A 16,236-nucleotide genomic window follows, 5' to 3' on the forward strand; every position below is an offset into this window, starting at 1 on the left:
CAATAATCAGGGTGAACGGGACTTCCGTATGAGCAAGGTTCAGCAGAAGATATCAGGCTGCTTCCGCTCATGGGATGGCGTGAAAGCGTATTGCAGAATCCGGAGCTATATATCGACCTGCCAAAAACATGGGGTCGGTGTTGGGGAGGCTTTGTCGTTATTATTTGCGGGTAAATGGCCGGACTTTATTCAGGAGAAATTGGATCGGTTGGTGTGACATGCTGAATGGTTACTGTAACTTTTATATTCTATACCAGCATAGAAAAATATTTCAGATTGACAAAGTTATTGAAAAAGCGATGCCCACATCAGAATCAGCAGGCACAGCCATTTAATTATTAAGATCAGATCAATCTTTGAAATTCTTGAACTGCAGTGGCAGTGCAATTTGCTCGCTTTCTTTTAGCAGGCTCATAACTTGTTGCAGGTCATCGCGGGCCTTGCCGGTGACGCGAACCTGGTCACCCTGCAAAGCAGGTTGAACTTTAATCTTACTTTCCTTGATCAGCTTGACCACTTTTCGGCCGAGATCTTTATCAATACCACATTGCATAGTGGCAACCGTTTTCATTTGCTTGCCGCTACCTTGAGGTTCTGAGTATTCCAGGCAGCTGACCTTGATGCCGCGTTTGATCAGACAAGGCTCAAGTACTTGCTTCATCTGCTCCAGTTGAAACTCTTCTGCAGCCAACAATGTAATTGCCATGTCATTCAGTTCAAAGCTGGCATCGACACCTTTAAAGTCCCAGCGGGTAGTCAGCTGTCGCTTGGCTTGATCCACGGCGTTAGTGGCTTCCTGCTTATCGATTTCTGATACCACGTCAAAAGAAGGCATGTTGGTTTTTCCTGTGTTCAAACAATAACGCTAGTGTATTCAAGCTAGCGAGCCTTGACTACTCTCGGCCGCGCTTTGTTTTGCGCTAAAACAATCAAACCCGAGTAATTTTATCAGGCTTACCACTCAGGTTCTGCCATGACCACTAAATAGAGCAGCCGACCACTGACTGTAAATCCGCTAGAGCAGTTTTCAGCAATAAAGAATAATCGCCGCAGATTTTACATTCAGGCGGAGAAACGTCATGAGCTGGTTTTTATTATGTGTGGGTATCCTACTCGGTGGATATTTTATTTATGGCAGGTTTGTAGAGAAGGTCTTTGGGCCAACTCCAGAACGCGACACGCCAGCAATTAGCATGCCTGATGGCGTTGACTATGTTCCTATGTCGAACAAGAAAGTCTTCCTAATTCAGCTATTAAATATTGCTGGTCTGGGTCCTATTTTTGGCCCAATCCTTGGCGCCTTATACGGCCCAATCGCGATGATCTGGATTGTGATCGGCTGTATTTTTGCCGGTGCGGTGCATGACTATTTCTCTGGCATGTTATCGGTTCGTGCCGGTGGTGCTTCAGTGCCTACAGTAGTCGGTAATCACTTAGGTAAAATTGCCAAGCACTTCATGAACTTCCTGTCGGTTGTTCTATTGCTGCTAGTGGGTGTGGTATTTGTTTTAGGCCCAGCTAAATTACTGGGTAATTTAAGTGAAATGAGCGTTAGCTTGTGGGTTGGCATTATCTTCGCTTACTACATTATCGCAACCATCGTTCCGGTGGATAAGATTATTGGCCGCTTGTATCCATTCTTTGGTGGCTTGTTAATGTTCATGTCTATTGGCTTGATCGTTGGTTTAGCGGTTAGTGATAACAGCTTCTACAGCCAAGGTTTGGATTTCGCAGCTAACCTGCATCCAAAAGAATTACCTTTATGGCCACTGCTGTTTATTACCATTGCTTGCGGTGCAATCTCCGGTTTCCACGCAACTCAGTCTCCTTTAATGGCGCGTTGCATAAAAAACGAGAAAAATGGTCGTCAGATTTTCTATGGCGCAATGATTGGTGAAGGCATTGTCGCTTTAATCTGGGTAACTCTGGGTCTGTCTTTCTACGAAACAACTGATGCGCTGCAAGCAACATTATCTAACGGTGGCCCTGCTGCAGTAGTTCATGAAGTTTCAACCAGCCTGTTGGGTGGTTTAGGTGGCATTCTGGCGATATTAGGTGTCATTATTCTGCCAATTACTTCCGGTGATACGGCTTTCCGTTCAGCCCGTTTGATTGTTGCTGACTTTGTAAAAATGCCCCAGCAAGCTTTACCAAAGCGTTTATTAATTGCTATTCCTATGTTTGCGATTGGCTTTTTAATTACTCAGGCGGAGTTTGGTGTGATCTGGAGATACTTCGGCTGGGCTAACCAAACCACTGCAATGATGATGCTTTGGGCAGCAGCGGCTTACTTGTTGCGTGAAGGTAAACTGCACTGGATCTGTACCTTGCCAGCAATGTTTATGACAGCGGTTACTTTTACTTACCTAGGAAGTGCGCAAATTGGTTTTGGTCTGGATATGACGACTTCCACCATCATTGGTTTATCGGCAACCGTTATCGCAACAATCACTTTCTTTTTGAAGGTTCGTCCTGCAACAGCAGTAGCTAGCGTCAAATAAAATACGATTGCGAGTCGCTTTAAAAAATAAAATCCCGTTGACTTGACTGAGTCAGCGGGATTTTTTTATGTTCTTTACAGGGTTTATCCAATCACTCGATAACCATACCAATCAGGCTTTAGCTTTTTAGTTTGACGCTCAAACAATTCGTTTAAATGAATGTAATATTGCCCAATTTTTCGAATGCTTAAGCAATCATCAACATCATATAAATTATCTTTGTGCTGAAGTTCAGAGTTATTTAATAAGCTTTTTAAGGCTTTCTGCTTAGCATTGACCGGCGTGTCTGCGACAAATAAATCGAATTGGTGTAGCTCGGCCATGCTTTCTGGTTGATAGCCGCCAATGTTTACAAAGTATAAATGTGGGCCATCGGTGGCTGGCTGTTCGCTAAGGCTGATTTGATAGCCATCAGCAGAAGCGATGTGGCAGTAACTATCCAGATGCAAACCTTGCACAGTGCCAAACCAATTTTGTTTTAAGGTATCGAAAGTATCATCGATTGATTCACCGACAACGAATTGAATATCATGCAATTCGATATTTGCTTTGGGCGCTTTTCCACCGAGATATACCATAAACAGCTTTGGCATTTTCTATCCCTAAATATTGTTTTTTTATTAGAGGCTAGATAAACAAAACGGCAGAAAAAAATTTCTACCGTTTTAGGTATCGATTCATTGCACGCAAGGGTTTAGATCTTGTAAGTGCTTGTGGTCATCACTTTGCTGATTAAGCCCATGCCGAGACGAATCGGTAATGGTAAGTCTGCACCACCGGCTTGTTTGGCAACTTCTTCGTGATGGGCTTCGTCTTCTTTCATTTGTTCTAAAATCGCCCGGCTTTTTTGATCTTTGCTAGGCATTTGTGACAGATGACTATCGAGGTGTTTTAGTACCTGGTGCTCGGTTTCAGCAACAAAACCAAGGCTCCATTTATCACCCGCTTTACCGGCAAGCGCACCCATTCCAAAAGATAGTGCATAGAAAGCTGGGTTGAGAATGCTGGTATGGCTATCGAGTTCTTCAATTCGAGATTTACACCACTGCAAGTGATCATTCTCTTCAACGGCCGCTTGCTCCATTTGCGCTCTGACTTCAGGTAGCTTGGCGGTTAGCGCTTGGCCTTGGTACAAACCCTGGGCGCAAATTTCACCGGTATGATTAATTCGCATCAGTCCTGCAATGTGCTTTTGTTCCTGATCGGTTAAATCATCACAGGTTTCATCTTCCGCTGGATTGGGCCGTGCGGTGGTTGCTCCCTTGGTTTTCAGGGTAAGCAAGGCGCTATCCAACTGGCTGATCAAATGATCTAAAGGGCTTAAACGACGCATGGGATAACTCCTTGAAAACCGGTCAGGCAACTAATTTTTTGGCTGCAAAGCTGTGGACTAGCTGTGTTGCAGATATCTAGACCGAATAGGATAGGCGGATTCGGCCTCAGGTCAATATCATTGATGAGGTAGTTGATGATAAGTGGCGAGCATTGATTAGACTTCAGCCTACCAATATCTCTAGCTACTTTGTATTAAGAGGGTAATGATTCGCATGATTGAGCGTTTCTCTATCAAGGTTACAGGGCAAGCGCTACATGGGTTTACTCGGCAGCTTGAACACATAGTGATCGATAGTGATCTTGGAGAAGGCTTATGTACTTTGTTCATTCGTCATACTTCAGCCAGCCTTTTGATACAGGAAAATGCCGATCCGAGCGCTAAGTATGACCTTGAACAATGGCTGAATCGGTTAGTGCCAGAAAATGACCCGCTCTACACGCATACATTGGAAGGCTCAGATGGCATGCCTGCGCATATTAAAGCGGCATTAACGGCCAGCAGTTTATCGATTCCATTTCAGCGCGGACGATTATTACTAGGTACCTGGCAGGGTGTTTATTTATGGGAACATCGATATTATTCAGGTGCAAGAGAAGTGGTGATGCATTTAAGCAATTAAAACTAAAACACCATCCTTGGTGTTTTAGTTTTAATAATTAATAAATTTCTAGTTTTACATCACCGGTTTTAAGATAAAAGCTCTCGGCATCCCAAGCTCGGTTTCCTGCACTGTTATATAAGCGGCGAATCGCGCGGGCAACTTGTAATCGTAAATGGGTTTGGCCTGGCTGAATATATTTACTGATATCTAACCAGTAATCTTTAGTTGAATTACCACTCACGCGGATCTCACCGACAAATTCACCCGCTAATCCTAAGCCAGACGTATAATTTTGTGGGATTTCAGATAATACGGTGCTGCTAGCCAAAAAAGTGTTTACCAAACCGGTTGCAGCATTCCAATTAATATCATTTCCAGTCCAATCGCGATCACCTAAATCACGGATCTGTAACACAGGGTCTGCATGGTTACTAGTCGATACTCGTAATGGCAGCTTTACCAATATCTTGCGCGCATCGCTTAAATCGATTTCAGAAAGATCAAACTCTAAGACTGCAAGTTGACGATTGTTAGTTGAGCGCGTTTGAATTCGTAATTCACCGTTAGAAGAAGTAGCACTACCTTGATGAACTAACGCACTTCGATTAAGTGATAATTCACTTGGATTATTTTGCTGCCATTGCCAGATGGCAACTGAATTACTAGCAACGGTTAATCTAGAAACATTGCTGTTAATTTTTGAGGTGAAACCACTGTGGTTTGCACTAATTGTTCCTGACAGAATTTGTGGTAACAAGTTCGCTGCAGGCCAGATTTCATTTCTGTTTAGCGTTAAGTTATTGTTGGTCGGATTGGCTGCGATGATCGTCATGGCTCCATCTCGGCTATCACGACAAGCTAAAGCTTCGGCTGTTCCTGATAATTGCAAAGGATATATTCGACTGGCTTGGCCACAATAAGTATGTACCCAATGCAGCGCCCATGCTGAGCGAGTTAAACCACCAACAAATGATAGACCTTTATTATTGCCGGTATAACCATTCCGATGCAGCCAAATTAAACCATTAGAATTGTTGGTCCAATTAGGTAAGTCACTAATTACAGTATCTCTATGAAGCCCTTCATGACGACCTAACTGAAATGCATAATAACCACCATTTCCAAGGTTTTCACTGTTTGCTGCCAAAATAGAAGAAGCAAAGTTTGCCGCATCGCGGGGCTGATCATTGTCAGTTTCATGGTAGCGACTATAACCATGAGAAATAGAATTTAATTCTGATAAAACAATTGGCAATGGATCACTGTCGCTGTCATTCATTGCTGTTTTAAGATCACGGATATCTTGTTGTAAAATATCACCCCAACGGTAAATGTGATAATCAAATAGATCGAATAATTTGCCACCTTCAACTGCACCGTCACCGAAGGTTGAAGTGTTGTTTTCAAAAATATCTTTTCCCCAAGTAATACCATTTTTAGTGTTGGAGAAATAATTGTGTGCAGTGACTGGTGCAGCAATTTCTGCGATTAGGCTTTGGCCTGTTGCGGTATTGTGATCATTAACTGCGGCATGAATTGCATCACGAGCAATCTGCAGAGCTGCTTCCCAGTCAGAATAACTCCATCTAGAAAGTTGTGGCTCATTTTTAATTTCAATTCGGCTAATACCAAAGTTTTTTGCTAACCAAAAAGTAGAAGTGTAATACTGGTTCCATAATTGCCAGCGGGCATTCCATTGGGTGGCGCTATCATTTGAATTAATAGAGCGTTGCACACGATCAATCGTTGAATTAGCAATTAAAAAAACATTAACGCCATTGTTTTTCAAACTATTAATGACTTGTCTGGTTTGCTGGGTTGCAAAATAATCTTCTGCACGATTTTCTCTACTGCTTCCAAATTGCTGCCATGGATTTTGTCTGACTTGTTGCTTTCTGGTATTAAAATCATTTTGATTATTTGCTGAATAACTAGAACCTGGGAAATAATCAGGCTCAACTCGTATTCTGCTGGCGTTAGCACCAAGGAAATTTATAGCGTTTAAAACACCAGGATCATTAAGCTCATAAGTTCGTAATGCCGATAAAGCGATACCTTGGTGTAAAGGGGCTGCAATATTAGCAACGCTTGGAGCTGGAACAGGCGTAGGCTCTGGGTCAGGCGTAGGCTCTGGATCAGGCGTTGGCTCTGGATCAGGCGTTGGCTCTGGATCAGGCGTTGGCTCCGGTTCAGGTGTAACCTCGGGTTCAGGTGTAACCTCGGGCTCAGGTGTAACTACGGGCTCAGGTGTAACTACGGGCTCAGGTGTAACTACGGGCTCAGGTGTAACTACGGGCTCAGGTGTAACTACGGGCTCAGGTGTTACTTCCGGATCTGGCTCTGTGGCTGGAGTTTCACTTCCGTGTAATCGGGTTCCAGGATTGCTTTCTGAAGGAGCGCTGCAACCTAAAACCATCAAAATTGATAAACAAACGAGTGAGTAAGAAGCAGGCCTCATAATGGATCTCCATATCTGTGTTGCTTCCAGATTAGGAATCTTGCTAGTTTTCCGCCTTGCCTGTTATCTATTTAGTGAACTGTTTCTAGACAGACTTAGAACCAATTCCGATCTTCCAGTAATTGGTGGACCATTGGCGTTAACATTAGCTCCATTGCAAAACCCATTTTTCCGCCTGGAACTACGATCGTATTGGGCTTTGACATGAAAGCGCCATCGATCATTTGCAAGAAATAAGGGAAGTCGATGCCCTTGGGATCTCGGAAGCGAATCACTACGAAACTCTCATCGGCGGGAGGGATTTCGCTCCAGACAAATGGGTTGGAAGTATCCACTGTGGGCACCCGTTGGAAGTTCACGTGAGTACGAGAAAACTGAGGCGTTATATAGTGAACATAATCAGGCATACGGTGAATAATCGTATGGGCAATCGCTTCCGGAGAGTAGCCGCGAGTATTTACATCGCGATGGATTTTCTGAATCCATTCTAGATTGACGATCGGTGTCAGGCCGATTAGCAGGTCGACATATTGCGCTGCATCGATTGATTCGGTCACTACACCGCCATGTAATCCTTCATAAAACAACAAGTCAGTATGCTCAGGCATTTCCTGCCAAGAGGTAAATGTGCCTGGTTGTTGTTTGAGTGGAATGGCTTCTTCGAAGTTGTGCAAATAACGACGAATTTGTCCGGTACCTGTTTCGCCGTAGCTTTTGAATAGCGTTTCTAGCTTGTCCCAGCAGTTGGCTTTAGGACCAAAATGGCTGAGCGTTTTGCCTTCTTGCTCTGCCTTGGTCAGCTGCTGCTCCATTTCCACTCGGTTATAGCGATGAAAGCTATCGCCTTCAACAATTGCCGCATGAATACCCTCACGCACAAAGATTCGTTCAAAGGCTTCTCGAGTGGTGGTGGTACCTGCACCAGATGATCCAGTAACAGCAACTATGGGGTAACGTTGAGACATTAGAATTTATAGGTATCGATGGGTCATAGAAAAACATTATGCCATAACCAACGATTACTCCATGTTTTTCGTAAAACGAGTATTCAAAGCAGCAAGGAAGTTAGGGAAACGCTAGGCTTTGCAGTAGCTAATAAAAATGGTTTGCAAGGGAGCTGCAGGTAACCAAATGAAAAAAAATCTATTTTTTAACGGATTGCTAATTATCATAACTAGTTTTGTTTCTCAGGTTTTTGCTGACTCGCCAAGTATTGAATACCGTCAAGCAGAGTTTGGCTATTTTCAACAAACTCTCAAAGATGTTGAGTTGGGCGATGATTTATCGGGGACCAGCTTCAATTTGATGTTTTCTTTAGCCGAAGATACCTACGCATGGGTGGGACAGCGGACATTCTCAGTTGATTTCACTGAAAGCGGTATCGGGCAAACTAGAGCAAAAGAAGAGTATCGTTTTGGTGCTATGAGGGTGATCCATTTTAATGAGTTTGATCTATTTGCCGGTTTTGGTGTTTTTCGACAGTTGGATAAAACGAATGGCATTCGTTTTTCTAACCAAGGCAATGAGGTTTTAGTGGGCGCCAGAACACTCTTAACTTCATGGAATCTACAAGCAGAATTGTCATTTGGGCATCGAGAAGCGCTGAGTTCGGCTATTTATACTCGAGCAAGTGTTGCCTTGCCACTGGGTCAAAGGTTCTCTTTATTAGCAGCAATTGAAAGTGATGACTCAAACCCAGGCGCAATGCTGGGCTTAAGTTTGAATTATTAGTCTTTAGCTAGCCAGCAGCATCTGTTGGTGAATCTGCAAGCAATGTTGCTGACGCTGTTGTTGATTGAGTTTTGACCAATCGAGCGTTAGCAACTCTTTGATTCGTGCTTCTAGCTCAAAATAAGTTCGATCAAAAGCAGTAGCTATCTCTTCAGCCGTTCCCGTTGCATGTGCTGGATCTTCTAATCCCCAATGAACTGATAATTTATCGGAATTAGGAACGGGGCAGTTTTCTTCTGCAGCGTTGCCACATACGGTAATAATTAAATCAAAATCCTGCTGATACTCATTCCAGCTCTGGCTTGAGAAGTTTTCAATTTGAATGCTGTGGCGTTTTAATACATCAACCGCATTAGGATTGACCTGACCAAGTGGCTGGCTTCCTGCACTAAAGGCTTGCCAGTGAGTGCCTCCAAGATGATTTAAAAGTGCTTCACCGATAATGCTGCGACAGGAATTTCCTGTGCAAAGAAATAGAGCACGCGGCAAGAGATTATCCTCGGTTATTCTTTTGATTATTTAGCAGACACCAATATAACGCTAAGGTTCGCTATTTCTAAGGAAATGTGGTCTTTCAAATGTAAAAAAAAGCCCAAAAGCAAAATGCTTTCAGGCTTTTTTAATTGACAAAAAAACAGTTGCTTTAGCTTTCAGATGTTTCCCGGGCAATTGCCCGATAACCGATATCCTTACGGAAGAAAACATTTTGCCAGCTGATGCTGCTAGCTAATTGATAGGCTGATTGCTGCGCTTGCAACACCGAGTCACCCAGGGCAGTGGCACAAAGTACCCGTCCGCCACTGGTCACTACCTGATCATCAATTAAGGTAGTGCCGGCATGAAATGTTTTTTGGTCAGCGCCTTCCTGGCCGAGGCCAGAGATAACATGCCCTTTGCCATAGTCAGCAGGATAACCGCCGGCAGCGAGAACAATACCGACCGCTTTACGAGGATCCCACTTAGCGGTTGCCTGATCTAATTTGCCATCCAAAGCCAAGTTGCACAGCTCAACCATATCGGATTGCATACGCATCAGAATAGGCTGGGTTTCTGGATCACCAAAGCGGCAGTTGTACTCAATCACTCGAGGTTGACCATCTTCGATCATTAGTCCGGCATACAAAAAACCGGTATAAGGCATACCTTCTGCGGCCATTCCTTCGACGGTTGGAATGATCACCTGCTGCATGATGAGCTGATGGATTTCATCGGTAACCACTGGTGCTGGAGAATAAGCCCCCATGCCGCCAGTATTTGGTCCCATATCACCATCGCCAACGCGTTTATGATCTTGGCTAGTTGCCATAGGTAAAATATTTTTACCATCAACCATCACGATAAAGCTGGCTTCTTCACCCTGCAGGAAGTCTTCGATGACGACCCGACATCCCGCGTCACCAAAAGCATTACCAGACAGCATATCCACAACGGCGGCTTCTGCCTGTTGTAAGGTTTCAGCAACGATAACCCCTTTACCTGCCGCTAAGCCGTCGGCTTTGACAACAATAGGCGCGCCCTTTTTCTTCAGATAAGCCAGTGCTGGTTCAACTTCTGTGAAGTTTTGGTAATCGGCGCTAGGGATGTTATGACGGGCAAGAAAGTCTTTGGTAAATGCTTTAGAGCCTTCCAACTGAGCTGCTGATTGGCTAGGGCCAAAACAACGTAAACCGGCTTTTTGGAAGGCATCGACTACACCAATAACCAGCGGCGCCTCTGGGCCAACAATGGTTAAATCAACCTTATTGGCTGCAGCAAATTCAACCAATGAGGCGACATCTTCTGCGGAGATCGCAACATTCTCAGTTTTACTTTCTGTTGCAGTGCCGGCATTTCCCGGTGCAACAAAAACTTTTTCTACCTGATTATTTTGTGCAACTTTCCATGCTAATGCGTGTTCGCGGCCACCACCGCCTATGATCAACACCTTCATGTTCTGCCTCCGCAATGAATAAGGACGGAAAAAAATCACCATTTAAAAGATACGTAGATTGGATTAAACCGAAAATGATCGTTTCATTTCTCGGTAATTCCACCATTCTTGGCAGTCACCTGCGCCATCTGACTTATTTAATTGTCAGAAGGCGCAGATGTTTTTCTAACCTACATTTTGCATTTTATTAATGACGGAAGTGACGCATTCCAGTGAATACCATCGCCATGTCATGTTCATCAGCTGCAGCAATTACTTCTTCATCGCGCATTGAGCCACCGGGCTGAATGATGGCATGAATACCAGCTTTAGCTGCTGCATCTATGCCGTCTCTGAATGGGAAGAAAGCATCAGATGCCATTACTGAACCGGCAACTTCAAGGTTTTCATCAGCCGCTTTAATACCTGCAATTTTCGCAGAATATACCCGGCTCATTTGACCTGCACCGACGCCGATAGTCATACCGTCACGGGCGTAAACTATTGCATTAGACTTAACAAATTTGCCTACTTTCCAGGCAAACAGTAAGTCAGCAATCTGTTGTTCAGTTGGCTTGCGCTTGGAAACGACTTTTAGATCGCCTTGGGTAATTTCACCCAAATCACGATCTTGAATCAGTAAGCCACCATTGACCTTTTTAAAATCATAATCAGCGGTGGTAGTTTCCCATGCGCCGCATTCCAGCAGACGAAGGTTGGCTTTAGCTGAGACAATTTCTCTAGCTTCAATCGAGACTGATGGAGCGATAATCACTTCAACAAATTGCTGGGAGATGATTGCTTGGGCAGTCGCCGCATCTAATGGTTGGTTAAAAGCAATAATGCCGCCAAAGGCTGAGGTTGGATCAGTTTTAAAAGCCCGTTGATAAGCTTCTAACTGATTTTCACCCGTAGCAACTCCACAAGGGTTGGCATGTTTGACGATGACACAGGCCGGCTCAATAAAGCTCTTTACACATTCCAAAGCAGCGTCGGTGTCAGCAACATTGTTATAAGAAAGTGCCTTACCCTGAATTTGAACTGCGGTAGCAACCGAAGCTTCCTGATGGCCCGCTTCAACATAAAAAGCGGCTTTTTGATGCGGGTTTTCACCGTATCGCATATCAGAATGCTTGGTATATTGGCGGTTAAAGGTACGAGGAAAGTCAGAGGCAGGCTCTTGAGGCTCGCCATTTTGATTGGCACGACAACCCAGATAATTCGCAATTGCTGAATCATATTGAGCAGTATGCTCAAAGGTTTTGGTCGCCAAATGGAAGCGAGTTTGCGAGCTTACTGCGCCGCCATTGATCCGCATTTCTGCCAGAATTAAATCATAATCTGTCGCATCAACCACAACGCTGACATCTTTATGATTTTTAGCCGCAGAGCGCAGCATAGTCGGCCCACCAATATCGATGTTTTCGATTGCCATTGGCAAATCGCAATCATCGCGGGCGATGGTTTGCTGGAAAGGATATAAATTGACCACCACCAGATCGATCGGATTAATGCCATGTTCTGACATGATCTGATCATCTGTGCCACGACGGCCTAATAAGCCACCATGAATTTTTGGATGGAGGGTTTTCACCCGGCCGTCCATCATTTCAGGAAAACCTGTGTAGTCAGATACTTCAACTACAGGAACGCCTTCCTGTTGCAGCAACCGGTAAGTGCCTCCGGTTGATAGCAGCTCAACGCCCATTGCTGCTAAATCTCGGGCAAAACTGACCAGCCCGGACTTGTCTGAAACACTTAATAGCGCACGTTTTATCGGTTTCGCTGAAGACATGGGATACTCCTTTTAACCACTAAGATGGCGAACTGGAGTGGTCCTCTACTGCTCTGTCTCTTTTTTAGAAGTAGAGGTTACTCCAGATCGTAAAGCTTCATTTTTTTTCTGAATGTGCCCCGGTTGAGTCCTAAAACTCGCGCGGCTTTACTCTGATTGCCACCAGTATATTCCAGTGTTTCCTCAATCAGAGGCGCTTCAATCTCTGCCAGTACCATTTGGTAAACTTCGACCGCTTCCTGGCCATCCAGGTGGTGGAAATAATCTTTTACAGCGGCGCGCGCCTGCTCACGTAAAGTGAGAGGGCGGCTATCGGAATGTTGGGTCTTGGCTTTATTCATGATCTTTCAAGGCTATTGATCCATGGTGCTAACTGCTGAGCAGCCAGCGCTTGGAAGAAATTGGTCAAAAGCAGCTGCTGCGCTTCTGTCGTTTGTAGTTGGTTAAAGTGGCGGCGAACTTCGCTACCAAAAGGCTGTTCAGCCAGATACCAACCAACGTGTTTGCGTGCAATACGAGGTCCCATTACTTCACCGTAGTGGTGGTAAAGACCTTCCAGGTGCTGAGTCATTAACTGGTGGATGTGCTCAGGCGCTGGTTCTGCAAGCAATGTATTGTTTTCTAAATAATGATTGATCTGTTGGAAAATCCAAGGTTTCCCCTGGGCGGCACGACCAATCATCAAACCATCAGCGCCGGTTTTTTTCAGCACTTCGGCTGCTTTTTTTGGGCTGTTGATATCACCATTCGCCACTAATGGAATGCTAATACTGCGCTTTATTTCGGTAATGGTGTCATATTCTGCTTCGCCCTTATATAGATCTTCTCGAGTTCGTCCATGAACTGCCAACATAGCGATGCCTTCCGCTTCGGCGATTCGAGCAATATTCAAAGCGTTTTTGTTTTGACGATCCCAACCGGTGCGAATTTTTAGCGTGACCGGCACATCGACTGCTGCTTTTACTGCTTTTAAAATATCAGCAACCAGCGCTTCATCTTTCATTAAGGCCGAACCGGCAAGCTTGTTACAGACTTTCTTGGCCGGGCAGCCCATGTTGATATCGATGATTTGCGCGCCCTGATCGACATTGTATGCGGCAGCTTGCGCCATCGCTTGTGGATCAGTACCGGCAATTTGAATTGAGACAGGCTCTAGTTCGTTATCTTTGGCAGTAATTCGCCGTAAGGTGCTTTTTCTGGAGTTTTTAAGGCTAGGATCTGAGCTGATCATTTCTGATGTCGCCAGGCCTGCACCAAAGTCACGGCAAAGCTTACGAAAAGGACGGTCTGTTACCCCTGCCATAGGAGCGGCAAGTAATTGGCTGGATAGCTGGAAAGGGCCAATTTTCATGTCGTCTAGCGCCGGGATTTTAGGGACGCGCACTATAACCGAATGCGCGAGATCAGAAAAGTGTTGTTCGCTCTGGCTCGATTAGCTTGAGCTCAAAGTTGACTGCGCTTTCACCCGGATCTTTAAGCTCTAGCTGGATTTGCACCGGTAAATCTGGCTTCATCATTTTATTTAACAAGCCTTTGTCACGTAAATATTCTTCTGGTTTGAAGATCCGTTGGGCGATTACTTGCTGCTTGATATCTGAAAAACTTAAGTCGAGCTCTGGTAATTGTTGGTGCCATTGCGCCTTGTTTGTCAGCAATGCATTTAGCTGCAAACCTTGAGGGTCGTCTGGGTGACTGCGCATGTCGCGGTTGCTGATGGCGATTTTTTTCAGATTGCGATAAGCCGGTACTTCACAGCCAATCACGCCACACATGGTTTCTAACCAAGGTCGGCGGTTATCTTGATGAGCAAAGGTATCTCTTTGCAGCCAGATCCATTCACCCGCACCGACTACCACGATAATCGTGGCGAGTAGCAACCAAATTAATGGTCGGACACTGCTGCGTTTTTTGGCAGTCTCTTCACCCATTAACTGCTCAAGTACCTTGTCTCTTTCTTCGTTGCGCTGACGATTCTTAGCGCTGATTGGTGATTTGAGCGGTGCATTAGCCGGTTGAAGCGATTCGCCGTCTTGTTGGTTAAAAAGGTCAAAGTCATCGAGGTGAATATCTTCGTCTTCAAGGCTCAGGTTAGATGCAAACGCTGGATTAGTAGCAAACAAAGCTTCTGCTTCATCGTTGCTTAATTCATCGCTATTTAGATCATGGAGGTTGATATCTTCAACCTGACCCAGAGCAGGGTCATCTTCATTGGACGACTGGTTAACCAAAGCAGCCATATCATCGCTAATATCTTCGGGTGCGGTATTTAAAGAGAAATCAAGATCAGTTTGATCCAATGCATCTGGCCCAACTGTGGCGCGAATATCTGTTTGCTTGCTGGCGGCCATTTTTTCTGTAGCGATAACCGAAGCTTCTTGCTGTGTCGTATGATCGAGTGATTCTTCTGCGTCTAACTGGGCTTCCAGAGCGGCTATTTCCGCTTCAATTGTTGGCTTAGATTTCGCTTTAATCGGCGACTGTTGTACCGCAGCAGGAGTTAGCTTAGGAGCCTGCTGCGGAGCCGCTTTCGGCCGCTTAGGGGCGGCTGGTCGTACTTTCGGATCGGGTTGAATCTGTGTGGTAGGGCTGGTTTCAGCTTCAGACATGACTGGTTCGATACGGTCGTTGTCTGATTTTGTTTGAGGCTGTTTTGGTGTTTCAGGCTGGGGTTCAGGATCTTTAGCAGAGAAAGAAAAGTCTGCCGACAGATCCAAATCACCCAAGCCTTGAGAAGGGGAACCTAGCTCTGTTAATGCATCCAGCTGGTATTGATCAACAATACTTTCTAGCTGGCTGTTGATATCAGAAGGGACATCAATCAGCCAAGCACTGGCATTAAATACCTGTTTACAGTCTCCACATTTGGCTCGGCCATTAGCAATATCCAGTAATTCGGCATCAAAACGGAATGCACTGGAACAGTGAGGGCAACGAGTGTGAAGCTGTTGAGACATGAGCTAGCGGTTTCCTTTTCTGATTCCGTCCAGTCGAGCCCAACCTTCATGGTGGATTTCTGGCTCGGACATTTCAAACCATTGGCTATAACAATCGAGCATTGCCGGTACTTGATGTTCAAGTATACCGGATAACACCAGTTTACCACCTGGTTTTACTCTAGCTGCCATTTCAGAGGAAAGCTCTATCAACGGGCCAGCTAAAATATTGGCGATTAACAGGTCAGCAACCGAATCTGGAGCATGTTCTGGCAACCAGCTACGGATTTGCTGTTCACTCAATGAATTCTTTTCAGCATTATCGCGTGTAGCGAGCAAAGCTTGAGGGTCAATATCAATACAATCAACTACGTTTGCACCCAGTAGTGCAGCGGCTACAGCCAGTATGCCTGAGCCGCAGCCGAAGTCTATTACCTGTAAATCTTGTGGGGGATGATCGGCTAACCATTTTAGACAAAGGAAAGTAGTTGGGTGAGTACCGGTACCAAAAGCCATGCCAGGGTCTAATCTGACATTGACCGCTTCAGGGTGAGGCGCATCAAGCCAGCTAGGGCAGATCCATAACTCACCGCCGCAGTGAACGGGGTGATATTCATCCATCCAAGCGCGATGCCAATCTTTGTCTTCCAACGCTTCAATTTTCAGGCCGGGTAACGGGTCAACTGCAACCTGCTCTTTTAGGAAATTTGTGACCTGATTCACATCGATATCTGCTTCAAACAGGCCGATTACCCGCAACTTCCCCCATAACGGCGTTTCGCCAGGCAATGGTTCCAGAATGGGGGCATCACCATTGTTTTGCAGCGTGACAGAAACCGCACCAGCAGCCAGCAATAAATCTTCAAACTGTTCTTGCTGTTGTTCGGTGGTGGATAATTGAATTTGGATCCAGGGCATTACTACTTCCTAAAACAAAAAAAAGGCCCGGTATAAACCGGGCCTGAGATAATA

At 45.1% G+C, this 16,236-nt stretch carries 15 protein-coding genes and 1 pseudogene; 4 read left to right on the top strand and 12 right to left on the bottom strand.

From position 1 onward, the window contains the following. Window positions 1-217 (top strand): annotated as a pseudogene (locus DC094_RS16230) (IS66 family transposase); the annotation flags it as partial. Between the two features lie 132 nt (window positions 218-349). On the opposite strand, the gene DC094_RS16235 reads toward DC094_RS16230, so the two are convergent. Further along, on the bottom strand, window positions 350-835 hold the full coding sequence (locus tag DC094_RS16235) for a YajQ family cyclic di-GMP-binding protein (RefSeq protein ID WP_116688181.1): 486 nt from the start codon (window positions 833-835) through the stop codon (window positions 350-352). Window positions 836-1,079: 244 nt separating this feature from the next. On the opposite strand from DC094_RS16235, the gene DC094_RS16240 reads away from it, so the two are divergent. Continuing rightward, complete coding sequence (locus DC094_RS16240; RefSeq protein WP_116688182.1) at window positions 1,080-2,501, top strand: carbon starvation CstA family protein; 1,422 nt, start codon at window positions 1,080-1,082, stop codon at window positions 2,499-2,501. 83 nt (window positions 2,502-2,584) lie between these two features. Here the strand turns inward: DC094_RS16240 and DC094_RS16245 are convergent, their stop codons facing one another. Both DC094_RS16245 and coq7 read right to left on the bottom strand, forming a co-directional pair. After that, complete coding sequence (locus DC094_RS16245; protein ID WP_116688183.1) at window positions 2,585-3,094, bottom strand: DUF1543 domain-containing protein; 510 nt, start codon at window positions 3,092-3,094, stop codon at window positions 2,585-2,587. A 101-nt stretch (window positions 3,095-3,195) separates the two neighbouring features. After that, window positions 3,196-3,834 carry a 2-polyprenyl-3-methyl-6-methoxy-1,4-benzoquinone monooxygenase gene (gene coq7 / locus DC094_RS16250; RefSeq protein WP_116688184.1) on the bottom strand — a complete coding sequence of 213 codons (639 nt, stop codon included), beginning with the start codon at window positions 3,832-3,834 and terminating at the stop codon, window positions 3,196-3,198. 205 nt (window positions 3,835-4,039) lie between these two features. Here coq7 and DC094_RS16255 point away from each other — a divergent pair, with 205 nt between their 5' ends. Continuing rightward, window positions 4,040-4,456, top strand: a complete 417-nt coding sequence (locus DC094_RS16255; RefSeq protein WP_339374129.1) for a secondary thiamine-phosphate synthase enzyme YjbQ — start codon at window positions 4,040-4,042, stop codon at window positions 4,454-4,456. Between the two features lie 37 nt (window positions 4,457-4,493). Here DC094_RS16255 and DC094_RS22305 read toward each other — a convergent pair whose 3' ends face one another. Together DC094_RS22305 and DC094_RS16265 are read right to left on the bottom strand one after the other, a co-directional pair. Next, window positions 4,494-6,896, bottom strand: coding sequence for a hypothetical protein (locus DC094_RS22305; protein WP_178030916.1), 2,403 nt, complete (start codon window positions 6,894-6,896; stop codon window positions 4,494-4,496). Between the two features lie 95 nt (window positions 6,897-6,991). Beyond that, window positions 6,992-7,861: a phosphoribulokinase gene (locus DC094_RS16265; protein WP_116688185.1), complete on the bottom strand. Its 870-nt coding sequence runs from the start codon at window positions 7,859-7,861 to the stop codon at window positions 6,992-6,994. 166 nt (window positions 7,862-8,027) lie between these two features. On the opposite strand from DC094_RS16265, the gene DC094_RS16270 reads away from it, so the two are divergent. Then, a complete protein-coding gene (locus DC094_RS16270; protein WP_133245582.1) occupies window positions 8,028-8,627 on the top strand; it encodes a hypothetical protein in 600 nt (199 codons plus the stop codon). Window positions 8,628-8,630: 3 nt separating this feature from the next. On the opposite strand, the gene DC094_RS16275 is transcribed toward DC094_RS16270, so the two are convergent. From DC094_RS16275 to prmA, 7 genes are all read right to left on the bottom strand, one after another. Beyond that, window positions 8,631-9,116, bottom strand: coding sequence for an arsenate reductase ArsC (locus DC094_RS16275; RefSeq protein ID WP_116688187.1), 486 nt, complete (start codon window positions 9,114-9,116; stop codon window positions 8,631-8,633). A gap of 154 nt (window positions 9,117-9,270) precedes the next feature. After that, window positions 9,271-10,557: a phosphoribosylamine--glycine ligase gene (purD, locus tag DC094_RS16280; RefSeq protein WP_116688188.1), complete on the bottom strand. Its 1,287-nt coding sequence runs from the start codon at window positions 10,555-10,557 to the stop codon at window positions 9,271-9,273. A 187-nt stretch (window positions 10,558-10,744) separates the two neighbouring features. Further along, window positions 10,745-12,331: a bifunctional phosphoribosylaminoimidazolecarboxamide formyltransferase/IMP cyclohydrolase gene (purH, locus tag DC094_RS16285; protein ID WP_116688189.1), complete on the bottom strand. Its 1,587-nt coding sequence runs from the start codon at window positions 12,329-12,331 to the stop codon at window positions 10,745-10,747. Window positions 12,332-12,408: 77 nt separating this feature from the next. Then, on the bottom strand, window positions 12,409-12,672 hold the full coding sequence (fis, locus tag DC094_RS16290) for a DNA-binding transcriptional regulator Fis (protein WP_116688190.1): 264 nt from the start codon (window positions 12,670-12,672) through the stop codon (window positions 12,409-12,411). After that, complete coding sequence (dusB, locus tag DC094_RS16295) at window positions 12,669-13,682, bottom strand: tRNA dihydrouridine synthase DusB (RefSeq protein WP_116688191.1); 1,014 nt, start codon at window positions 13,680-13,682, stop codon at window positions 12,669-12,671. Before dusB ends, fis begins: the two co-directional genes overlap by 4 nt. 52 nt (window positions 13,683-13,734) lie before the next feature. Continuing rightward, window positions 13,735-15,285 (bottom strand): zinc-ribbon and DUF3426 domain-containing protein, encoded by a 1,551-nt coding sequence (locus tag DC094_RS16300; protein WP_116688192.1) that lies wholly within the window; start codon window positions 15,283-15,285, stop codon window positions 13,735-13,737. Window positions 15,286-15,288: 3 nt separating this feature from the next. Next, window positions 15,289-16,182, bottom strand: coding sequence for a 50S ribosomal protein L11 methyltransferase (prmA, locus tag DC094_RS16305; RefSeq protein WP_116688193.1), 894 nt, complete (start codon window positions 16,180-16,182; stop codon window positions 15,289-15,291). Between the last annotated feature and the right edge of the window lie 54 nt (window positions 16,183-16,236).

This window comes from Pelagibaculum spongiae (genome assembly GCF_003097315.1).
Lineage (GTDB): Bacteria > Pseudomonadota > Gammaproteobacteria > Enterobacterales > Pelagibaculaceae > Pelagibaculum > Pelagibaculum spongiae.